Here is a 23,220-nt window from a genome sequence, read left to right as displayed (position 1 = left end):
TAAAGGTAGGAAAGAAAGATGAAAAAAAGAATGTCCAAAAAAATCAGTGCACCGCAGCTGGTTACACTGGTCTTTATGATGTTGATCTTGATGGGAACTGGGTTGCTTATGTTACCAGTTGTAACAAATGATGGGCAAGGTGTGCCTTTCTTAGATGCATTGTTTACCGCAACTTCCGCGATTTGTGTGACAGGACTTTCGACTTTTTCCATTTCTGAACAGTATAATATGGGCGGACAAGCGATTCTTTTGATCTTGATCGAAATTGGGGGGATCGGTTTTATGTCGATCCCAGTTTTCTTTTATATCTTAGCGAAAAAAAGGGTCAATTTAAGCACTCGGATGATTCTAAGAGAATCCCTCAATCTTGACCGAATGTCTGGCGAATTTCAATTGGCTTGGTATATTATCCGCATCGCATTTTTGATTCAATTTTTAGGTATCTGCCTGTTGGCTCTGTCTTTTGTGCCACGCTTTGGTTGGCAGCAAGGCCTATGGTTTAGTATTTTTCACGCCATTTCTTCCTTTTGTAATGCTGGATTTGATCTTTTTGGGAATAGTCTGGTCTCTTTTCAGTCGGATCCTTTTGTTTTAGGTGTCATTAGTCTTTTGATCATTGCCGGCGGCTTAGGCTTTCTGGTCTGGTTTGACTTGTTAGCTACTTCAAAAAGACGCTCGTTGCACAGCCGTATTGCCTTGTTGGCAATGATTGTTTTGCTGATTTTAGGGACGGTTGGTTTTTATGTGACCGAATATCACTCCAGTATCGTATCAGGAGATTCCATTGTTAGTCGCTTTTTCCAGTTATTTTTTCTGGCTGTAACCCCTCGAACGGCTGGATTTTATAGTATCGATTATGGTGGCCAGATGAGTCAGGCTGGGTTAATGTTGACGATGATTCTCATGTATATCGGCGGTACTTCTGGATCGACTGCCGGAGGGCTGAAAACCACGACGGTCTCAGTGTTGATCATTAAGATTCGCAGTTTGTTGAAAGGGCGCAAACGAGCTGAAGTTTTTGGCAGAACGATCAAAGAGGCGGCTGTTTCGCGGGCGTTCACGCTCTTTTTCTTAACACTGAGTCTTTGCTTTATTGCCATCTTCTTATTATCCATCACAGAATCGATGCCGGGGAATTCTCAGTTTGGACTGGAATACATTGCTTTTGAAGTTTTTTCGGCTTTTGGAACAGTTGGATTAACAATGGGATTGACTCCGTATCTTTCTGTATTTGGTAAATTATTGATCATCTTATTGATGTTTATTGGTCGTGTAGGCATCATGACGGTTGCTTTTTCATTGATGACAAAAGCCAACCGCCGAGAAGCCGGATACAAATTCCCGGATGAAACGGTCATGATTGGCTAAGATCTGTTATTAATAGTTGTTTTGGATCAATGGAAATCATCCCCGAAAAATATTGCCGACTTTTAGGTTAGTTTAAGGTTTCTCGTCTAAGATCTTCCTAAGAACTAAATGAGTCAGTTGCAGCATTTCGTTAGAGCTGCTAGGACAATCCAAAGGTGGGAAGACCATGAGCTTGTGGGAATTGTGGTTTGTAGGAAAAACTTTTGTGACCGTGCTGCTAGTCGTTTTTTTACTAGAATGGCTGTACTTGTTACGGAAACTTTCAAGAAAATCGCAGCAGTTGATCTATTTACTGCTGATTTTGGTTGAATGGCTCAGCAACGGCTGGATCGGACTCCTAACAAGTTTAGTATGCGGAACGTATTTTTTCGGGCATTGGAAAGAGCATGCCGATACGACTGCATCGATTCAATCGACAGTGTATGGTGATGGGCAAGAGGGTACTGAAAACTTGATGCAAAAATACTAGCATGGCTTGGGTCAATGGGAACTATTGCCGCTGATCTGCTTCTTCATAGTAAAGACACTGCTAGTTAAAAAGAACCTGTGGTAAACGAAAAGATAACTTTTCGCAGCACGGGTTCTTTTTGATAAGATTCAGTGAGTGATTTACGCCGTTTTGCTTACTACGTGGAAATAGCCTTCTTTGTCTTGAATGATCCAGACATTTTGATTGTCATTCTTAACGATGACGATTCCTTGTACGACCTCATTGGTGACTGTGCGAAATTCTTCTTTATTCATTTCGATACCTCCAAGGTAGATTCCAATTATTTTCAGAAGGGGGGCAGCACGACAGTAGAGAAAAAGCCGTGCTGCAAAGCAAAAAGAAAATTAATTGGTAGCTATAGTATACAGGCAAGATATTGAGTTCTAGTCAATTTCATGTAAATAATCGGTTAAAGGAGAATCAATCTGTCAAAGAAAAACGCAGTTTCATTTTGGTATTGCCTCTTTCCACCATTTCTCCTAGTAATTGAGTGGCATGTGATAAGTAAAGCTGGGCCATTTCACGGTTGGCTTCTTCCAATAACTGATTTGTTAATGGGATTGTCTGATCGATCTTCTGCTGAATCACTAGACAATTTGCCATGATTGTTTGTTCAAACCGTTCTGCTAGATCGCTGTATAGATCATAGTCTTGATCCCCGATCAGTGCTAATGTTTTAGTCAACCAATAGCTATTTCCCGGATCGTAAGTAGTGGTGGTATCACAATAACCTTTCGGGGTCTCATTCACATTGCTGTAAAAAGGGACCACTCCATTGAAGGTATTGGGACCAAAAGCTAGCCAGTGAACGCCTGCAATTTCATCAGGTACGTGACTGCGCACTTGGAGAATATGCACTTGCTGATTGCGATTGAGAGCAATCGAACGAAAGCGAGTTCTCTCACTAGCCGTTCCATTCCCGTACGGATCATAAGGGGTATTTTGAAAATGACTGCTCAACGCCCACTTTACATCCATCACGCTGATTTTCTTTTTCGGAAGACAGATGAAAGGTAGATCTTGGTCAAGCGGATCCGACGCGGTTTCGCTGAACTGTTTTTGGATATACCAAGCTCTAGGGTTGTTATAACGAGTATCTTTTTCTGTTGCACTGCCGAAAATATGACGTAAATTGATTCCTTCAAAATCTGGATTTAAGTGATTGCTGACAATCATATCAGGTAAATCGTCGGAAAATAAAGTATCTTGGGAATCAAAATCGAAGGTAGCGATATTCATTCGATTCGGGGCGATCACATAAGCATCATCAGGAATTCGGATCGCTGCCCAATGATGTCCGCCAATCGTTTCCATATACCAGATTTCTTCTCGATCGGCAAAAGCCAAACCATTAGACTCATAGGTACCATAAGTTTCTAGTAACTCGCCTAAGCGTAAGACTCCTTCTCGAGCAGAACGGATATAGGGCAGCACGATACTGACAAAATCTGCTTCTCCAATGCCTTCTGTTACCAAAGGATCGATAGCTAAAACTCTCGCATTGGTAGTGATCGTTTCTGTGGCGGTCATGGCGACATTGGCGCTGTTGATTCCTGAAGCAGCCCAGACTCCTTGAGATTCATCTGCCTCGGGCGTAGAAGTATACCTTAGGGGATCTTTCGGTAAAGGAATACTGCACCCGCTTAAAACAGCATGGAACGTAGCAGGCTGTTGTTCAGGTTGGATTACGACAAATTTTTGTGGTAGGGACACTTCCCCGGCATCTTCATTGCGAGCAATGAGGGTCGAGCCATCGAGTGATGCGTTTTTGCCTACCAGCATGGTTGTACAAGAAGCTGATTTGCGTGTCATTGACAAAACTCCGATCTTCAGATTATTTTGTTGATAATTGAACATAGTATAGCGAGTAAAAGACAAATTGACAATCAACTTTCGACTAAAAATTAGTTCGCTTTCTGTGTGACTTTTAGTAAAATAGGAAAGAAGGAGTGAAGAAAATGAAACGAATCGTTATTTTTAGTTTGCTGTGGCTGGCAGGGATTGGGTTGAGCGGCTGTTCTGAAGCTACTACCCAGGCAACAACGACTGGCAGCAATCAAGCTACAGCTAGCTCGGTGGTTAAGCAACAGACGGCTGAGATCTCATTTGTGAACAAGACAGATGCGCAGCCTGAACAAATACCAGCCAAAACGGTGTCATTCAAAGAAGGAACCTCTTTAATGGAGATAATGAAGGAAAATTTTGATTTAGTGGAAGACAAAGGCATGATCACCAGTATTGAAGGATTGGCGCAAGATGAAGCGGCTGGTTATTATTGGACCTATACGATCAATGACGAGATGGTCAATACCGGCGCAAAAGATACATCTCTTACCGAAAAGGATCGAGTCGTTTTTACCTATGAGAAATTTTAAACCGACAAAAATGTCTTTTTCCGTGCAAGAGATTGCTTATCTTGCTTTGCTAGTAGCAGCATCAGTGGTGGGGCGTACATTGTTTCAACCACTGCCAAATGTACAACCAATGACCGCTATTTTCTTATTGGTGGCTCTTTATTTAGGCTGTGTCAGAGGACTGATCGTCGCATTGCTATCCCTTTTGATTACGAATTTTTACATGGGGATGGGAATTTGGACGATTACTCAGGCAGTAAGTTATACAGTCGTGATCCTCATGATGAGCGGATTAAGACATGTTCCCATCGTTAAACGTTCCTTGATCTTGCAAGTGATTTTTAGTATTTTAGCAGGGTTCCTTTATGGGTTTGTGGTTTCCTTACTCAGCGTGTATCTGCTAGGCTTACCAAGCTTTTGGGGCTATTATCTGCAAGGAATAAGTTTTGATACGCTGCATGCTGTTGGAAATGGCTTCTTTTATGGACTACTTGCGCCAATATTTCGACGACTTTTTCACCGTTATTATCCAGCTAAAAAGCTCATTCATTAGTGCAATCTGCTGATTCAGCGCTTTATTGCATTCATTGCCAGTGTCATTGATCTGTCTCAAAGAATGATCAATGACACTGGTTTTTATATCGATATCTGGCAAGATTCTCCTTGTAGATACTGCTACAAGCATAATTGTGTTGTTCTCTTACAAAATCGGGTATTCTTAACCTATACTGGAAAGGGAGCGGTTTCAATGAAGTGGATCGTAAAAAAAGAAGATCTAGAAGCATATCGGACGAGATTCAATGGGAAACTGGCTGGCTATGCTGAAGAAGCTAAAGTAATGGCGATTCCTTTGCCAAAGTATTATATCGTAATCGTTGATGAAGAAAAAATTAGTTTGATTCAATTGGATTTGAACTTTGAACAAAAAGCCATGGAAACCGTGCTGATCCATGAGATCACCACATTGAAAATTACTGGTGTCATGAACAAAAAAGTGTTGATCCAGACGCCTTCTAAAACTATCAAGGTTTTGATTAAACCGATGGCGATCGGAATCAAAGAAGAGCAGCAACAGTTGATCGATACGTTTACCCGGATGGCGAGCTGACTACTTATTTTAGAGGAAAAATCAAAAACGGATCAAACGCCAAGCTGGCGGATTGATCCGTTCGTTTATTCTGGGGTTCCCACAATTTTGATGTATTCATCGATATTTTTGATTTTCATATGTTTGATCACTAACTGTTCACGTTTGTTCCATTTGCCTTCGACTTCTAGCTGGTACTTGTTGAGAGGTAAGCGTAAAACGTAACTAGAAAGGTAACGGTCTTTAATAATACAGTTGATGATTTTATGGTCTTCTAATAATTGGATTCCAGTCAGCATCATCGGAGTTTCTTGAAAAACACGACTGTTGACTAACAATCCTACATGTGTTTCATTCATTATTCGATCCTTTCTGAGAAAAATAAATTCTCGAATATTCTTCTTTTCTATGTTACCCGATTTATCTAGGAAAGGCAATTCTGGAAAAACACCTAGCAACGCAAATCACGGAATAAAACAACTGGTGAAGAGGAATCACTACACGATTGAATGGCAGAAAGTTTTTACAGAAAAAAGACACAGAAAAAAAGATACAGAAAAAAAGACAGAATAAAGAGATCTGAAACGGCGAGACAAAAGGAATGAACACAAAGAATGAATAAATAAGAAGCACACGAATAAACAAGGATTTTTGATGGCACTTAAAGAGAAAGCGTGCGAAAACATATCATTTCTTAACGTTTAAAAAAGGCAACTTTTTGTTTGAAGTAGCTTAGAGAAAGGGAGTTAAGCAGAAATACGTTCTTCTAGAGGAAATGGCACCTGTAAAAGAACGAGGACTGCAAGCTTGAAAACAGGCATTTCAGCAGATTTCTGTTAAAATAATAACTATAAAAGAATTGGAGGAGACACATATGAAAAAATCTGGATTCGTAGTAGGTTTGATTGGCGCGGCTTTTGGTCTGGCAGTTTATAATAAAATGCAGAAGATGACTGTCAACAAAGATTCTGTTAAAGGCAAAGCAAAAGAAGTTGCGGGAAATGTCGTTGGCAACGAAAAAATGCAAGCAGAAGGAACATTGGATCAAGTTGTCGGTGCTTCTAAAGAAGTACTAATGGACTTGAAAAATTCTGTGACCTCTGCCATTGGGGTTGGAACTCCAGACAAGGTGGCTGGTAAAGCCAAAGAGGCAGCAGGCGATATCACGGATGATCCGACAAAAAAAGCAGAAGGCTTTGTTGATCAAGCAGCAGGGCATTCTAAAGAAATCATTGCAGATCTTAAAGACAAATCTGAGTCAATGGCACAAGATGTCAAAGATAAATTCGACCAAAAATAGGATGTAGTGAGAGACAGGCACAGAGGGCCTGTCTTTTTTTTGTGGCTTTTTTTGCAAACAAAAACAATGATCCTGTCACCTGAAGAGCGACAAGAACGAAGGATCGGTGTGCAATGATGGGATCGCTGACAAAAGTAGTAATTGATGCTTGACACATGAATTCACGTTCATATATAATAAAAATGTAGATATGAACATATATTCATTTGTAAGCAAATGATGCACTAACTTTGAAGGAGGCTTTTCTTATGTCTACCCACTCTTGCAATCATTCAACACCACACACCCATGCAGCAGAGGCAAGCCATTCCCATGGCAACGCCTCGTTACGCAATTATTTAGTAGGAGTTATTCTTTTTATTGCTGCTTTATTGGTACCGCAATTGGTCGTTAAAGATTTTTTATACACTGCCGCTATTCTTTTAGCAGGGTATCATATTATTTGGGAAGGGATCGAAGACACCATCAAAGATACCCGCAAAAGCAGACACTTTAAACCGAATGTTCATTTATTAATGACATTGGCTGCCTTTGGTTCAGTATTGATCGGCAACTTCAATGAAGCTGCCTTGCTGATTCTGATTTTTGCCGGGGCTCACTTTTTGGAAGAGTATGCAGAGGGCCAAAGCCGCAAAGAAATCACGAACCTCTTGAAGTTGAATCCGACAGAAGCCCGTCTGGTTAAGGCAGATGGCAGCATTGAGAAAATTGCAGCAGAGCAAGTCAAAAAAGGGGATAGGCTGCAAGTTTTACCAGGGGACCAAATCGCAACAGACGGTAAAATTCTCTCGGGAATCAGCAGCATCAACGAAGCCTCCATCAACGGTGAAAGTGTTCCCCGTGAAAAAACTGTAGGGGATGAAGTTTTCGGAAGTACGATCAACGGTAACGGCACTTTTATGATGGAAGTGACAAAAGACAGCAGTGAGACAGTTTTTGCTAAAATACTCTCTGTTGTGGAATCGGCACAAAACAATCAATCAAAAACAGAAACCCGCATCAAAAAAATCGAGCCGCTTTATGTGACAACGGTCTTGATTTTGGTACCCTTATTTATTTTGACAGCACCCTTTCTTTTGGGTTGGGATTGGTCAACCAGTTTTTACCGGGGGCTAGTGATGATGATCTCTGCTTCGCCCTGTGCATTAGCCGCTAGTGCAGTACCTGCTAGCTTGTCTGCTATCTCAAACTTAGCAAAACGGGGCATCTTATTTAAAGGCAGTTCTTATCTTGCAAATATGGGACAAACAAAAGTAGCCGCCTTTGACAAAACTGGCACATTAACGATTGGTCAACCACAAGTGACCGATGTTTTCTTTGCTGAAGAAACAACTGAAGCGCACCGTCAAGAGTGGGTATCGCTGATCTTGGCCATGGAAAAGCAAGCAAATCACCCATTAGCGGCTGCCATCGTAGAGCATTTTGAGAAACAAGAAAAGGCACAACCATTAGAACTTTCCGTTAACAACCAAATTGGTTCCGGTCTGACGGCTGTAGTTGAGGGAAAAACCTATCGAATTGGCAAGCCAGCGGCGACGTTTGCGCATTCATCATTTGCTGAGCAACGAGAAACCCTGGAACAATCAGGCAAAACGGTGGTTGTTTTTTCGGTGGATGATCAGCCAGTTGGACTGATCGCATTGATGGACTTACCGAATCCTCAATCTAAAGCGGTCATAGATGAACTGCAGCAATCTGGTATTCGAACAGTCATGATCACAGGAGACAGTCAAGCAGCTGGACAAGCGATTGGTGATCAGCTTGGAGTAGATCAAGTTGCTGCAAATGTTCTGCCAGAAAATAAGGCTCAGATTATCCAGCAGTTGCAAAATGAATACGGTCAGACAGTCATGGTTGGAGATGGTATCAATGATGCGCCTGCATTGGTACAGGCCGATATCGGTTTTGCTATGGGGGAAGGATCGGATGTTGCAATTGAAGTGGGGGATGCGGTGATCATGAAAAATGATCTAACACGCTTTACCTACGCACTAAAGACCGCAAAAAAACTAGATCGGATTATTTGGCAAAATATTTTCTTCTCTATGTTTATTGTGGCATTACTGATCGTATTAAATTTGCTAGGCAAAATGAATATTGGGTTAGGCGTCTTTGCTCATGAAGGCAGTACATTACTCGTTTTATTCAACAGCTTGCGCATGCTTGCACCAATGAGTGAGACAGTCGCCCATACATCAAAAAAATAATCAAAAAACGCTTATGCTGATTTAATGGCCATCCAGCATAAGCGTTCGCTTTTTTATTAAACAATGTCATTGATTGTACGCTGCAGAAGAGCGAGGAAATTGGTCGATTTTTGCTAAGCGCTGATCGATTCGTTTGATGATGCCTTCTGAAAACTCGAGGTTCCTGATAGAAGAACGAGCCGCTAGCAACAATTGTTTTTCTTGCATCAAGTCCTTTTGGATTCGATAGATATTGGCTAAGCGTTCCACATATTCATAATGGGTGTAGTCCGTCTGGCTGATCAAAAACTTCAATAGATCTGCTGCCTGCATATACGCTTCTTGCGTATAATAAGTGATCGCTTCACGGTATAACTTGATTTCAAATTCTTCGATTTTTTGGGAATTTGCTTTTAAATCCCGCCATTCGTTGATTGAAATTTTTTTTTGGATATTTCCCAAATCGTCATACAAAAAAATCACAGGGACGTCATTGGGATGTTTTGTTTCTTGTTTGATTTTTTTCATGTCGTACCTCCTGCGTTTTTTGCTCCGTTTTTACTGATCATTTCTCGTTGATACAGTCTATTGTAAAAGCAAAGCAACAAAAAGTCTACATGAAGATGTCAAAAGAATTGTTCTTTTAGCGCATTCTCATCTTAATAACTACGTTTTCTTTGAAAATGATTGATTAAATCCGAGATCCCCATAAAAATCAAGACTCCGCCAAAAATTTGGAAGAACAAAAGCCACGTTTGAAACGGATTGAAAACAAGAATGATACCTGCCACAATCACGAATAAACTGAAAAGCAAACCAGTGATAAATGGTAAGCCATTGCGTTTTTGATTAAAGCTTGCCATCAAACGCGTACAGCCACTGATCGTGATCATGATTCCCAAAAAGAATGGTACGATCGATAATAGTCCCTTTGCAAAAACGAGAATAGCTGCGGCGGCAATCAAAAGCAGGATCCCCGTTGTCATCTGCATATTCACATAGCCGGTTTGCCGTTTTTCTTTGTAACTGGAATAGAGGTTGATCACCCCAAGGCAGGCAACATATCCGGCAACTAAATAGACAATCGTATTAAAGACACTGCGAGGAGCAATCAAAATAATCAATCCAGCAATCAAAAATAAAATCGCTCGTAATAAATCGTATCGATGGATTTTCTCGAAAAAAGTATTCATAAGTTCAGTTCCTCCTTTTTTTTACTATTGTAGCGGATTTCTTTCAAAATAGAAAATAGAAACGCGTTGTAGGATAATTCTGCTTTTGAAGCAGCAAATTATTTGGTAAGATAGATGAAACAACAAAGAATGGAGAAAACTATGAGTGTATTAACGCTTTTAATGTGTCTGTTCACGGTCGTCTTGTATTTGTTTCTCGCTGTCGTCCGCAAAGACATTCAAATTGTTGCAGCCAGCCGTAAAGGCGGAAAAGCAGCAATTGCTTTCTTTTCATTGGTGGTCATTATAGCAATGTTTTTTATGGAAGAAACCTTTGAGAACCGCTTGCGAGGGGTCGTATCTGGATTGCTTTTCTTAAGTTTTGTTTTTGATAGCAGAGGGTTAGCTGAAGATCGATTCATTATTCATCCACTAAATATTCGCGGGATCTTGTATCAGGAAGTGGATCGGGTGGTACTGTATCAGGAGAGCAAGGACCAATGGATCAAAATGAATTTCTTCCGAAGAGGGATGCGAGGACCACTGTTGAAATTCGAGCGTCCAATGGAAGAATTGGTCCTGTTTTTGACGGAGCATCTAAATGAAGGAACACCGATCGATATTCTAGTTGATCAAGAGCCAAAAGGCCATTAAATTTCTTTAAGCGATCATATAAATTGAGAGAATCAATTGGCCGGGCCCCTTTGACTGCAAAAGCAAAGAGACCCGGTCAATTTTTTAATTTAAGGGACTATCCAGTTGATTTTTTTGGCAAAATTCGAGTACGCCGAATACAGGAAGCAAGCTAGGTTTTTGACCGAACGTTTTGCTATTTTTTGTTTAAGAAGAACAGGGTCTTACCCTTAAATAAAGGGAATATGGTAGAATTGAGTATCAACTTTATTGTTTTAATTGAATAGGTTTACATACAAAGGAGGACGATGCTGTTGGTACAAATAAAAGAGGTCCTCAAAACCGTTTTGTTCGTTGCTCTGTTTGGGCTGTTACTGTTTTCGTTGCGACAATACGTCTTCACCCCTGTGATCGTTAAAGGAGATTCTATGGATCCAACATTGCATGATGGGGAGCGTGTGATCGCTATGAAAAACACCCAAATCAGCCGGTTTGATATCATCACATTTGAAGCCCCTGATGAGGTGGGAAAAAACTACATTAAGCGTGTGATCGGATTACCTGGTGATGTGGTGGAATACCGTGAAGACACTTTATTCATCAATGGGGCAGCATATGAAGAGCCTTATCTTTCTGCTTTTCGTTCAAAATTAACCGATGGTTATCCACTGACTTCTGACTTTACGATGGCTGATTTCGGTGTTGAACAAATTCCAGAAGGAAAATTGTTGGTGTTAGGGGACAATCGCCGAATCTCTAAAGACAGCCGGACCATTGGTTTGATTGATCAGTCAGCCGTATTAGGAGATGTCAAATTTATTTTTTGGCCCCTTAAAGATTTCGGAAGCATTCCGAATCAACACTCTGAGTAAGCGGAAGTCCGACTCGCTCAGAGCTTTTTTTTAAAAGAAAATTTGTTATACTATTTGTTATGAAGACAATGAAAGAAAAATTGTCAACGGATCAATAGAGAGCATCAAAACTGTTATTTTTCATGCGCAGGTTTGGTAGATGCAGGAGTTGATCTTTACTTACGATAGAAGCGACGATAAAAGTAAAGGAGTCTTCGTATGAGTTTACGATTTATACTAGGCGATGGACGCTGCGATCACGAACAAGCGATTTTGGACGCAGCTAACGCTTGGTTGGAAAAGCCACAAACAGAAGTCTTTTTTCTTGTCCCTAACTACAATAAGTTTGAACGAGAAAGAGAGATTCTGCAGGCGCTAAAACAAGGCACTGGAGATTTTGCCTCGATTCGAGCTCAAGTCTATAGTTTTCACCGTCTGGCCTGGTTCTATCTTCAACAAACTGGCTGGTTGTCAAAAACGGCCATTACAGATACCGGTGCAACCATGATCCTTCGCAAAATACTTCTCGATTTGGAAGAGGAGTTGATTCTTTTTCGAGGAGAAATCAATAAACCTGGGTTTATTCAACAACTGTTGTCTCTTTATCAAGAAATGCAGACAAGTAATATCGCAACCGAAGATCTGCATCTCGGTGGAACGATGAATAGGAGCAACGGAGAGGATGCGTTAAAGTTTTCCGAACTCGCATTGATCTTTCAGCGTTTCGAATTAGAAATGGTGACCCGGGAACTGCAAGTGGAACAACCGCTGGCACTACTAACACGTTATCTGCAGCAAGGGTCTAAACCCAATGAATTAATGAACGATCGGCCTGATCTTTCGGAATCATTATTTATCATCAGTGGTTTTTCAGCATTTTCAACTCAAGAACAGAGTGTATTAAAAGAATTGATGAAACAAGGGCACGTCGTTGTCGATTTGCTTTTAGATCATGGATATCCCCAAGAATTACCTTCACCATTAGATTTGTTCTATGAATCGGGCCGCAGTTACCATCAATTATTTCTTGACGCTAGAACGGAAAATGTCGCCATTTATTTGGATCAAAAGCTTTCACCTTCTGAAGCACAGCAAGTGACACTAGAGAAAGCTGCCGCATACAATGAAGTGGAATCCTTTTGGCGTAAAACCCAGAATCAGCTCCATTATCAGCAGCAGCAACCAGTTTCACCGTATCTAGAAATGTGGAAAGTTGGCAATCCTGAAGAAGAAGTCCGGCAGATGGCTGCGAAAATCCGCGCATTGATCAGCGAGCAAAAAGGAGCAAAACTGCGTTATCGAGACATTCAAGTCTTGACACTGCAACCAGAGATCTACCATCAATATATTCCAACGATTTTTAAAGAATATGAGATTCCGTTTTATATTGACGAAGAGCAACTCATGGCTCAGCATCCGCTCGTTGAATTCTTGAATGCCTTCTTTGCTTGTGCAGATTATGGCTTTCGTTTAAATGACATTTTTCGACTGTTGCGTACGGAACTTTATTTGCCACCAGCATTCCAACAACAAGAAGACTGGCTGGCTGCCCGGGATGCATTTCGACAATTAGTAGACATTACAGAAAACCAAGCACTGGCTCATAACTTCCAAGGAAAAGATTGGACCCGTGAGAGAGACTGGCTCTTAGTAGACTATACATTGACAGGAGAAAACGCATCTGGCATCGCTGAATTGACAGATTATACGAATCAATTGCGCCGCTATTTCCGTCAAGATATTTTTGGCTCCTTGAAAAACATTCAAGAGACAAAGACAAACCGGGAAGCTGCAGGTGCTTTATACCAATTTTTACTTTCAGCAGGTGTTGAACAGCAATTGATTCATTGGCGAGATCAAGCAATCTCACAAGGAAAACTAGAGCAAGCTCGCAACCATGAACAAACATGGCAAGCTTTGATCGATCTTTTAGATGAATTTGTGGCTATTTATGGCGATGATCCTTTCGAACAGTCACTCTTTGAAGAAGTATTGATGACGGGTTTGGAGAATCTGACTTTCGGGAAAATTCCGACAGCAATCGATCAAGTCAATATTAATCGTTTTGATCTAGTACGACCTCGGCAAGCAAAAATCACTTTCGTACCAGGATTGAATGAGACGGTGTTGCCAAGAAGGATCGAAAATAAAACATTGTTGACTAACGAAGAAAGACAACATCTCAATCAATTGTTTGCGGGAGAAAAATATCTACGCGATACGATTATCGAAAGTAGCGCCAAAGAGCCGTTTCTTTTTTATGCGATCTTATTGTCTTCCACGGATAAACTCTATTTGTCTTATGCATGCAATTTTGATACCCAGCAAAATATCAAATTGTCCCCATATCTGGCTCGTCTGCTTGAATGGTTAGATGTTTCTTTACAAGACCGGGGCATCTTATCTTTAACCAGTGATCCAGAAGCCTACGTCGGCACGTATCGGGGATTAATCTATCAGTTGAATAATCTAAGTCAGCAGGCAAGAAAAGAACGACAGAATTTGCCGGCACAGTGGCAACGGTTCAAACAGGCTTTATTGCATTCGCCTGAAAAGCAATTAGCCCTTAGAGTATTTGAAAGCCAGACCCATCAAAACATTCCAGTCCCGTTGTCTCAAGATAAAGCCGTTGCTTTATATGGGCCATCCATCTACAGTTCGATCTCGCAACTGGAGACATTCTACCAGTGTGAATACAAATATTTTGTCAGTTATGGACTACGCTTGAAAGAGCGGGAAATCTATGGACTTAACTCAGCGATGACTGGTGAATTTTTCCATGATGCACTCGATCGCTTTGTCAAAGTATTGATCAGTGAGAACATCTCATTGACGCAGCTGACCATGGATCAACGGCTCCAATTTGTTGAAAAAGTGTTGCAAGAGATTTTTGGAGAAGTCCGCTATACATTATTGTCCAGTTCGGCCAGAATGAATTTTATTCGTTATCAACTAGGTAAGACGATTCAGCGAGTAGCTTGGGCATTAACGAAGCAAGGACAAAAAATGCACTTCTCACCTCAAAAAACCGAAGTACTGTTTGGACAGATCGCTGGCGCTCAAGGGATCAATGGCATCGGGCTGCCTTTAAGCAGTGGGGGCAAACTGCATGTGCGAGGAAAAATCGATCGGGTAGATGCAGCAAAAACCGAAGAAGAGCAGTGGCTTTCAGTCGTAGATTACAAATCAAGCAGTCGTGAATTTGATTTGACAGAAGCTTACTATGGCTTAGCAATGCAGTTGATCACTTATTTAGACGTTGCGCTGAATGATGCTGTGCAGCTAGTTGGTACAGAAAATGTGCGCCCGGCTGGGGCTTATTATTTACATGTCCATGATCCAGTCTTAGATGGTCAAAAATCCTCTGAAGAGGAACGGTTGAAGCAATTCAAATATGATGGGTTGTTTCTGGATGAACCCTCATTGTTTCCACTTTTGGATCATGAATTGTCAGACAGCAGCAATTCGGCAGTTTTTCCGATTCGCAAAGACAAAAGCGGGACGTACCAAAAGACACCACAAGCCAAAAACAAGTTTTACACTGAAGAAGAGATTCGCTTGTTGAGGCAGCACAACCGCAAAAATATGCAGCAAGGTGCGGAGAAACTTCTCAGTGGCGAAATTGCCTTGAATCCGTCTTATAAGCTGAAAGACAAAAAGCGCGCCTGTGAGTTTTGCCCATTTCGCAGTATTTGCGATTTCGATGTGATGCTGCAAGAAAATAATTATCATCGTCTAGAGAATTTATCGAAAGAAGAGGTTTTACAGCGATTAAAGGAGGAAGAGAATGACTAAGATCCCTCTAAAACCACAAAATGAAACATTTACTGATACTCAGTGGCAAGCGATCTTTGATAAAGGAGACAATCTCCTTGTTTCTGCCTCAGCTGGATCAGGAAAGACCACCGTCCTTGTGCGACGTGTGATCGAGAAATTAAAAGCAGGAAGTCAGATCGACGAATTGCTGATCGTGACCTTTACCGAAGCAGCAGCAAGAGAAATGAAAGAACGGATCCAAGTAGCTCTGCAAACGGCCATTAATCAAGAAAGCCAAGAGCAAAAAAGACAACATTTCGTTCGGCAGTTGCAATTATTACCTACCGCAAGTATCTCAACACTACATGCCTTTTGTTTAACGGTCATTCGGCGTTTTTATTATCTGATCGATTTGGATCCTGGATTTCGGATGCTGACAGATGAAACGGAGATTTTGCTGCTGAAAGAGGAAATCTGGACACAATTACGAGATGCACACTACGAAGCAAATGATGAAGCCTTCTTTCGATTAACCGAAAACTTCGCCAGTGATCGTTCCGATGAGACGGTTGGTGATTTGATTTTGTCACTCTATGATTTTGCCCGCGCCAACCCTGATCCAGAAAAGTGGCTGGACGGCTTAGCGGTAAATTATGAAGCCGCGGACAATTTAGGGGAGAATCACCTCTATCAGGCTCAAATCAAACCGACGTTGGTAGAAATTGCCGCAACGGCAGAGCATTTGCTGGCAGCGGCCAAACAATTTGCAGATCAGTCACCATTAATGGAAAAAGCAGCAGCACTCGTTCATGCAGAGATTTCTCAAGTCCAAGAAATTCAACGAGTTCTGGCAACAGACGATCTATCCGTCTTATATGATCGCTTGACTCATTTGACCTTTGATCGCTACCCAAGCTATCGGAAAGAAGAACAAAAAGAACTTTCACAGGAAATCAAACCGTTGCGGGATGATGCCAAAAAACTATTAGAACAACTCAAGGGATATTTTCCTTATCCACCAGCAGACATGCTGCAAATGCTGCAACTATCTGAACCGATCGTTGCGACTATGGCAGAGATGACCAAAGAGTTTTTGACTGCTTTTCAAGCCCGCAAGCTAGCAAAAGGGTTGTTGGATTTCAATGATTTAGAACATTTCACGTTGAAAATCTTATTGGGTGATGGCACAGGCAGCGATGCTTCTGTTTATTACCGCGATAAATTTGAAGAAGTGCTCGTGGATGAGTATCAGGATATCAATCGACTGCAAGAAGCGATTCTGTATTGGGTTCGGCAAGTTTCAGGAGACCATGGAAACATGTTCATGGTAGGGGATGTCAAACAATCGATCTATTCATTTCGCTTAGCAGACCCCACTTTGTTTATAGAAAAATATTTGGCATTTGAACATCAAAACGGGGGACGAAGAATCGTTTTAGCAGAAAATTTCCGTTCGCGCCGCGAAGTGCTTGATTTTACGAACTTGGTTTTTCAACAATTGATGGACGAACAAGTTGGACAGATCCCTTATGATGACGCAGCGGCTTTAGTTCCGGGATTTCCGAGTTTTCCTGAAAGCGACGCATTCATTCCGGAACTTTTGCTCTATGAAAAAGAAGCTGAAAGTACTACGAATTTGATTGAAGACAAAACGGAAGGAGAACTTCACGTCACCGCAATCAAAATTCAAGAACTGATCCAATCCCAATTTATGATCTATGATAAAAAAAGACGGGAAGAACGTCCAGTCACTTATCAGGATATCGTTTTACTGACTCCTACCCGCAAAAATAATTTGGTCATCTTAGATGTTTTCAAAAAATTCGGGATTCCTCTGGAAGTCAATGATGCACAGAACTATTTTCAAGCAACAGAGATCCAAACAATGATCGCATTGTTGCAAATCATTGATAATCCTTATCAGGACATTCCATTAGTGGCTGTTCTCCGTTCACCCATGGTAGGGCTAACGGAAGACGAACTAGCAGAGATTCGGCTAGCGGATCGTACCAGTGAGTTTTACAAAGCGGTCTTGACTTATCAAGACAACCAAAAGGGGACTGTTTCCGCTTTAAGCAAACGAGTGGATGATTTTTTAAGCGAATTGAATCGTTGGCGGGAAGCAGCTCGCAGACTGCCGATCCCAGATTTATTATGGGATATTTATGATACAACGGCTTACTTGGATTACGTGGTTGGCTTGCCAGCAGGGCAACAGCGCTATGCCAATTTGATTGCATTGATCCACCGAGCAGAGAAATATGAGAAAAGCAGTTTCCGAGGATTGTATCAATTCATCCGGTTTATTGAAAAAATGCAAGAAAAAGATAAAGATTTGGCAGAACCGTTGGCGACGCCAGCTGAAAATGCTGTGCGGGTCATGACTGTCCATGCTAGTAAAGGATTGGAGTTTCCCGTTGTTTTCTTATTGGATACAACGAAATTCTTCAATTACCAAGACTTTCAAAAGCGTTATATTTTTGAAGAACAACTTGGCGCAGGTATCCAATATATCGATGCTTCGGAAAATATCAAATATGAAACGATTCCTTTTCAAGCCATCAAACAAGTTCGTTTGAAAAAAGCCCTCTCTGAAGAAATGCGTAAACTATACGTAGCATTGACACGGGCCGAGCAGAAACTGTATTTAGTTGGTTCTTATAAGGATCGGCAGGCAGCCTTTAAAGCTTGGCAAGCGGGGTTGACACAAAGTCAGACAGTCCTTGACCCGGCTTTACGTTTAGTTGCAAGAGGCAGTCTAATGGATTGGGTCGGTTTGACATTGATTCGTCATCCAGAGATGGAGCAGGTTTTTACTGATGCCAGTGAACGAAAAATGACGATCCATCATCCTGCAAGATTCCAGATCCATTGGTGGAATCAGGATCAGATTGATCAGCAATTGCAGGTGCAGCCGCCAACAGAGGCAGTTGTGGCTCCGACACCAAGTACTACAGCCCCAGAAAGATTGCTGAACCGTTTAGACTATCAGTATCCTTACAGCAAAGCGACTCAAACCACTAGCTATCAGTCGGTCTCAGAGTTAAAACGTCTATATAATGATCCGGACGATCAAGATATTACTTTACTGGAATGGCATTCCGCGGATCAAAAATTGGCACCTCAGCGCTTTCGTTATGTTGAGACTGAATTAGCTAAACCGCGTTTTTTACAAGAACAAAAACCGCAAGCTGCTTCGATCGGGAGTGCTACGCATCTAGTTATGCAAATGCTGCCGCTGACTGAAGTACCGACGGAAGCATCCTTAGCAGCTTTTATCGATGAATTGGTTGAACGTCAGCTCTTTACAAAAGATGTTGCCGACAAAATTGATCAAGGGAGCATCGTGTGGTTCTATCAAACAGCCGTGGGGCAAACTTTGATCAAGTATGCAACACAGGTAAAACGGGAGCAGCCATTTTCAATGCTAAAAGAAGCTGCCACTATTTTTGAAGGATTTGATGAACCAGATGCCGAATTATTGATCCACGGGATTATTGATGGCTATGTGGAGTTGCCAGATCGAATCATTTTGTATGATTTTAAGACGGATGCTGTATTTGGCAGTGAAGCACAGATTGAAAAGCGCATGCGGGATCGGTATTATGGACAGCTAAAACTGTATTGCCAAGCGTTAGAACAAGCTTTGCAGAAACCTGTGACTGAGACATATCTGGTTTTACTAGCCGCTAAGAAAATAATCGAATGGTAGGCCCTCGAACGGGATTCCTTACAATTCGTAAGCGATGTGCTATAATGATGCAAAGAGGTGATAGAAAATGATAAAAGTGGAAACAGATTACGCCCTTTGTCCTAAATTTGAAAAAGCTTTTTCGATTCTAGGGAAAAAGTGGAATGGCTTGATCATTGATGTGCTTCTTGAAGATGGCAAACAACGGTTTGTGGATCTTGCCAAAAAAATCCCCCAAGTGAGCGATCGGGTATTGGTGGAGCGCTTGAAAGAATTAGAACGTGAAGAAATCGTCTGCAAAGAAGACAATCTTTACTGTTTAACACCAAGAGGGGTCGCACTTGAAAAAAGTATGATGAGTGTGAAGCGCTGGGCAGAAACTTGGGTCAGAGAAGAAGAATGCAGTTGATTTCTGGCAAATAATTAGGTACACTAAGGTCAATCGAATAGTTAAAAAGCGTTGATGGAAACTAGTAGTTTGGCTGAAACAGGAAAGGGAGACTTGTCATAGACTGAAAGCAAGTTCTGTATTCGAAAAATGAATTTCATTTCTGGAGCTTACTGAACAAGAATCAGTCGGCAGTCCTACTGTCGTTAGTAGAAGTGAGTGCGTGGACTTTGTCCACGAATGAGGATGGTAACACGAGACGTCGTTCCTTTTTTAGGAACGGGGTCTTTTTTTCGTCTTGACTTATCAGCTATTCACAAAGAATAAGGAGGAAAAACATGTCTTTACAAGAGAAACTAGAGTCATTGAAAGAAGTAACGCTTTCAAAGATCAAAGAAAGCCGTTCAATCAATGAATTGAATCAAATTCGTGTGGATGTCCTTGGTAAAAAGGGACCCATCACGGAAGTTTTGCGGGGAATGAAAGAGTTGTCAGCAGAAGAGCGTCCAAAAGTCGGCAGCTATGCCAATGAGATCCGGGATGCGATTACACAAGCGATTGAGGAAGCAAAAACTTCATTAGAAGCAGCCGCACTAGAAAAGGCATTGGCTGAAGAATCGATTGATGTGACGTTGCCTGGCAAGCAGATGCCACAAGGAACCCGTCATGTCTTGACGCAAATCATGGAAGAAATCGAAGATATTTTTGTGGGGATGGGCTATCAAGTGGTTGAAGGATTCGAAGTCGAAAAAGATCACTACAATTTTGAACGAATGAACTTGCCAAAAGACCATCCAGCAAGAGACATGCAAGATACTTTTTATATTTCAGATGAAGTCTTGATTCGGACACACACCTCACCGGTGCAAGCTCGTACCATGGAAAAACATGATTTCAGCAAAGGGCCATTGCGAATGATTTCACCAGGAAAAGTATTCCGGAGAGACACCGACGACGCGACTCACAGTCACCAGTTCCATCAGATCGAAGGACTGGTAATCGATAAGAATGTGACGATGGGTGATCTTAAAGGGACACTAGAAGTCATGATGCAAAAAATGTTCGGGGCTGATCGCAGCATTCGTTTGCGTCCAAGCTACTTCCCATTTACAGAGCCTTCAGTAGAAGTAGATGTCAGCTGTTTCAAATGTGGGGGAGCCGGCTGTAATGTCTGCAAACACACCGGTTGGATCGAGATTTTAGGCGCTGGAATGGTACATCCGAATGTATTGGAAATGTCCGGGATCGATCCCAAAGAATACTCAGGTTTTGCATTTGGTTTAGGACCTGACCGGGTTGCGATGTTGCGCTATGGCGTCAACGACATTCGGAATTTCTATCAAAATGATGTACGTTTCATCAGTCAGTTCAAGGGGGAATAAATATGTTAGTATCTTACAAATGGTTAAATGACTATCTTGACCTTTCTGAGATCTCACCAAACGAGCTGGCAGATAAAATGTCAGTCACAGGGATCGAAGTCGAAGGAATCGAAGTGCCAGCAGCGGGATTGAAGAAAATCGTTGTTGGGGAAGTCAAAGAATGTGTGCCACATCCAGATTCAGATCACTTATCGATCTGCCAAGTAGATATCGGTGAATCTGAATTATCACAAATCGTTTGCGGTGCGCCGAATATCAAAAGCGGCATCAAAGTGATTGTGGCACTCCCAGGTTCACGGATCGCGGGCAATGTCAAAATCAAGAAAGGCAAGATGCGCGGACAACAATCCAATGGGATGATCTGTTCGCTGCAGGAATTAGGCTATTCTGATAGTGTGATCCCTAAAGAATATGCGGAGGGTATTTATTACTTGCCTACCGATGCCGAAGTGGGGAAGGAAGTCTTTCTCTATCTCGATATGGATGATGCCATCATCGAGTTGTCGATCACTCCAAACCGGGCCGATGCCTTAAGTATGCGGGGGGTCGCTTACGAGGTAGGAGCTATTTATCGACAAACACCAAAATTTGAGACCATTCAACTGAATGAAAGTGCTGTGAAAGCCGCAGACAAGATCAAAGTCAGCGTAGAAAATCAAAAGGATGCGCCAGCCTATCAAATTCGGATCATTGAAAACGTAACGATTGCACCAAGTCCGCAATGGTTGCAAAACCGTTTGATGAATGAAGGCATTCGACCAATCAACAATGTCGTTGATATTACCAACTATATTTTGCTGCTGTTTGGACAACCCCTTCATGCATTCGATTATCAAAAATTGGGCAGCCAAGAAATCGTCGTTCGCCGTGGCAAACCGCAAGAAACGTTGGTCACTTTGGACGGAGAGACACGAACGCTAGATGATAAGAACATTGTGATCACTAATGGAAAAGAACCAGTCGCTTTAGCTGGTGTCATGGGTGGGTTAGATTCAGAAATCACACAAGATACCACAACTGTTGCTTTAGAAGCCGCCTTGTTTGACCCACTAGCGATTCGTTTGACGTCTAAAAAATTCAATTTGCGCAGTGAGTCATCTTCCCGTTTCGAAAAAGGCATCAATCAGGCTGCGATCGCGGAGGCTTGTGATGCAGCCGCTGCTATGATTGCGGAGCTAGCTGGCGGTACAGTTCTACAAGGTGCTGTCAAAGGCGCTGAAGTGACCCCTAAGGATGTTCAAGTCACGATCACATTAGATCGGATCAATCGCTACTTAGGAACACAAATCACGATTGGCGAAGCCAATGAGATTTTTGACGCCTTAGGTTTTGGCTACCAAGAAAATGAAGGTACCTATCAAGTTGTGGTCCCACCTAGACGTTGGGATATTCAGATCGAAGCTGACATCATTGAAGAAGTCGCCCGTATCTATGGCTATGACCGTCTGCCATCGACACTTCCAAGTGGTGAGACAGTTGCGGGGAGCTTAACCAAAGAACAACGCTTGACTCGCAAAGTACGAACACTCCTAGAAGGAAATGGTGTGAGTGAAGCTATCAGCTATGCATTGACAACCGAAGAAAAAGCCCGTCAATTTTGTTGGTTAGAGAGTCAGGTTACCCGTCTGGATTGGCCAATGACAGAAGAGCGTGGTGTCTTAAGAATGAATCTACTTTCAGGACTGCTGGACGACATTGCCTATAACTTGGCCCGCAAAAATGCCAATGTTGCGTTGTACGAAGTGGGGCGCGTCTTTTACAAAACAAGTGATGACCCTCGGGAGCTACCAACAGAAAATAATCATCTAGGACTAGCCATCACTGGCGCCATCACCGAAAAAGATTGGCAAGAAGCTGAACAAAAAGTCGATTTCTATCATATTAAAGGGATCTTGGAAAACTTGTTTGCAAGTCTTTCTCTTACGGATCAGATTACTTATGAAAAGACAACAGCAATCAAAGAACTTCATCCAGGCAGAGCCGCTGCTATCCTCTTACAGGATGAAGTGATCGGTTACCTAGGGCAAGTCCATCCAAGTACAGCAAAAGCTTATGATCTGACTGAGACATATGTTGCTGAATTGGACTTGGATCGTTTGTTAGCAACTGAAAATGCAGCGCTCATTTATCAAGCAGTTTCGAAATTCCCATCAGTTAACCGGGATATTGCACTGTTGGTGGATGAGAAGACGTCGAACCAAACAATCCTGCAAACCATTGAACAAGCAGCAGGCCGTTTCTTGACGGACATTCATCTATTTGATGTGTACCAAGGAAAGAACATCGATAGCAATAAAAAATCAATGGCCTATCGATTGACTTTTGCTAATCCTGAAGCGACATTGACAGATGAAGAAATCAATCAAGCAATGTCGAAGATCACACGTGTGCTAGAAGAATCACTACAAGTAGAAATTCGTTAGTCCCATTGCTGTGATAGGAAACAGTGACATAAAAAAAGAGTGATCTTGAGGAATCAGCAAGATTGTAGCATTTGCAGGGGAAGGTGTTCTCCCTTGCTATGCTACAATTTTTTTTCATAATGGATAGAGTAAATATTCT

19 protein-coding genes are annotated in these 23,220 nt (G+C 41.9%); 14 read left to right on the top strand and 5 right to left on the bottom strand.

Annotation, left to right across the window (positions count from 1 at the left end; translation table 11 throughout):
* Positions 1–18: 18 nt before the first annotated feature.
* Both ACTFWY_RS04685 and ACTFWY_RS04680 read left to right on the top strand, forming a co-directional pair.
* On the top strand, positions 19–1,368 hold the full coding sequence (locus ACTFWY_RS04685; RefSeq protein ID WP_311811113.1) for a TrkH family potassium uptake protein: 1,350 nt from the start codon (positions 19–21) through the stop codon (positions 1,366–1,368).
* A 166-nt stretch (positions 1,369–1,534) separates the two neighbouring features.
* Positions 1,535–1,837 (top strand): hypothetical protein, encoded by a 303-nt coding sequence (locus ACTFWY_RS04680; RefSeq protein ID WP_003126704.1) that lies wholly within the window; start codon positions 1,535–1,537, stop codon positions 1,835–1,837.
* A 140-nt stretch (positions 1,838–1,977) separates the two neighbouring features.
* Here ACTFWY_RS04680 and ACTFWY_RS04675 read toward each other — a convergent pair whose 3' ends face one another.
* Entirely contained in the window at positions 1,978–2,112 is a 135-nt protein-coding gene (locus ACTFWY_RS04675; RefSeq protein WP_005473255.1) for a hypothetical protein, read from the bottom strand.
* Between the two features lie 166 nt (positions 2,113–2,278).
* On the bottom strand, positions 2,279–3,670 hold the full coding sequence (locus ACTFWY_RS04670; RefSeq protein ID WP_311811112.1) for a C69 family dipeptidase: 1,392 nt from the start codon (positions 3,668–3,670) through the stop codon (positions 2,279–2,281).
* Between the two features lie 146 nt (positions 3,671–3,816).
* Between ACTFWY_RS04670 and ACTFWY_RS04665 the strand changes: the two genes are divergently transcribed.
* The 3 genes from ACTFWY_RS04665 (at position 3,817) to ACTFWY_RS04655 (ending at position 5,320) form a co-directional block, all read left to right on the top strand.
* Positions 3,817–4,233, top strand: coding sequence for a DUF4430 domain-containing protein (locus ACTFWY_RS04665; protein WP_311811111.1), 417 nt, complete (start codon positions 3,817–3,819; stop codon positions 4,231–4,233).
* Entirely contained in the window at positions 4,220–4,765 is a 546-nt protein-coding gene (locus ACTFWY_RS04660; RefSeq protein WP_311811110.1) for an ECF transporter S component, read from the top strand. The genes ACTFWY_RS04665 and ACTFWY_RS04660 overlap by 14 nt, the downstream gene beginning before the upstream one ends.
* 195 nt (positions 4,766–4,960) lie before the next feature.
* Entirely contained in the window at positions 4,961–5,320 is a 360-nt protein-coding gene (locus ACTFWY_RS04655) for a hypothetical protein (RefSeq protein WP_005473249.1), read from the top strand.
* A 65-nt stretch (positions 5,321–5,385) separates the two neighbouring features.
* On the opposite strand, the gene ACTFWY_RS04650 is transcribed toward ACTFWY_RS04655, so the two are convergent.
* Positions 5,386–5,658 (bottom strand): hypothetical protein, encoded by a 273-nt coding sequence (locus ACTFWY_RS04650; RefSeq protein WP_003126697.1) that lies wholly within the window; start codon positions 5,656–5,658, stop codon positions 5,386–5,388.
* A gap of 515 nt (positions 5,659–6,173) precedes the next feature.
* On the opposite strand from ACTFWY_RS04650, the gene ACTFWY_RS04645 reads away from it, so the two are divergent.
* Entirely contained in the window at positions 6,174–6,599 is a 426-nt protein-coding gene (locus tag ACTFWY_RS04645; RefSeq protein WP_071870114.1) for a CsbD family protein, read from the top strand.
* A gap of 248 nt (positions 6,600–6,847) precedes the next feature.
* The gene (locus ACTFWY_RS04640) at positions 6,848–8,806 is read left to right on the top strand and encodes a heavy metal translocating P-type ATPase (protein ID WP_311811109.1); all 1,959 of its coding nucleotides are present in this window, start codon (positions 6,848–6,850) and stop codon (positions 8,804–8,806) included.
* 66 nt (positions 8,807–8,872) lie between these two features.
* On the opposite strand, the gene ACTFWY_RS04635 is transcribed toward ACTFWY_RS04640, so the two are convergent.
* Complete coding sequence (locus tag ACTFWY_RS04635) at positions 8,873–9,313, bottom strand: hypothetical protein (protein ID WP_003126693.1); 441 nt, start codon at positions 9,311–9,313, stop codon at positions 8,873–8,875.
* A gap of 131 nt (positions 9,314–9,444) precedes the next feature.
* Positions 9,445–9,978 carry an HdeD family acid-resistance protein gene (locus ACTFWY_RS04630; protein WP_439926617.1) on the bottom strand — a complete coding sequence of 178 codons (534 nt, stop codon included), beginning with the start codon at positions 9,976–9,978 and terminating at the stop codon, positions 9,445–9,447.
* Between the two features lie 141 nt (positions 9,979–10,119).
* Between ACTFWY_RS04630 and ACTFWY_RS04625 the strand changes: the two genes are divergently transcribed.
* The 7 genes from ACTFWY_RS04625 to pheT all read left to right on the top strand — a co-directional run bounded on the left by ACTFWY_RS04625 (position 10,120) and on the right by pheT (position 23,081).
* On the top strand, positions 10,120–10,611 hold the full coding sequence (locus ACTFWY_RS04625) for a hypothetical protein (RefSeq protein ID WP_003126690.1): 492 nt from the start codon (positions 10,120–10,122) through the stop codon (positions 10,609–10,611).
* Between the two features lie 293 nt (positions 10,612–10,904).
* Positions 10,905–11,462 carry a signal peptidase I gene (gene lepB / locus ACTFWY_RS04620; protein ID WP_003126688.1) on the top strand — a complete coding sequence of 186 codons (558 nt, stop codon included), beginning with the start codon at positions 10,905–10,907 and terminating at the stop codon, positions 11,460–11,462.
* Positions 11,463–11,660: 198 nt separating this feature from the next.
* Entirely contained in the window at positions 11,661–15,236 is a 3,576-nt protein-coding gene (locus tag ACTFWY_RS04615; protein ID WP_311811108.1) for a PD-(D/E)XK nuclease family protein, read from the top strand.
* The gene (gene addA / locus ACTFWY_RS04610) at positions 15,229–18,909 is read left to right on the top strand and encodes a helicase-exonuclease AddAB subunit AddA (RefSeq protein ID WP_311811107.1); all 3,681 of its coding nucleotides are present in this window, start codon (positions 15,229–15,231) and stop codon (positions 18,907–18,909) included. The genes ACTFWY_RS04615 and addA overlap by 8 nt, the downstream gene beginning before the upstream one ends.
* 67 nt (positions 18,910–18,976) lie before the next feature.
* Positions 18,977–19,297, top strand: coding sequence for a winged helix-turn-helix transcriptional regulator (locus ACTFWY_RS04605; RefSeq protein ID WP_003126685.1), 321 nt, complete (start codon positions 18,977–18,979; stop codon positions 19,295–19,297).
* 317 nt (positions 19,298–19,614) lie between these two features.
* Positions 19,615–20,658: a phenylalanine--tRNA ligase subunit alpha gene (pheS, locus tag ACTFWY_RS04600; protein WP_005473233.1), complete on the top strand. Its 1,044-nt coding sequence runs from the start codon at positions 19,615–19,617 to the stop codon at positions 20,656–20,658.
* Positions 20,659–20,660: 2 nt separating this feature from the next.
* Positions 20,661–23,081 (top strand): phenylalanine--tRNA ligase subunit beta, encoded by a 2,421-nt coding sequence (gene pheT, locus ACTFWY_RS04595; protein ID WP_311811106.1) that lies wholly within the window; start codon positions 20,661–20,663, stop codon positions 23,079–23,081.
* Positions 23,082–23,220: the final 139 nt, after the last annotated feature.

It is taken from the genome of Enterococcus sp. 125944 (genome assembly GCF_051909435.1).
GTDB lineage: Bacteria > Bacillota > Bacilli > Lactobacillales > Enterococcaceae > Enterococcus_D > Enterococcus_D gallinarum.
This window is presented reverse-complemented; position numbering and strand designations above follow the sequence as displayed.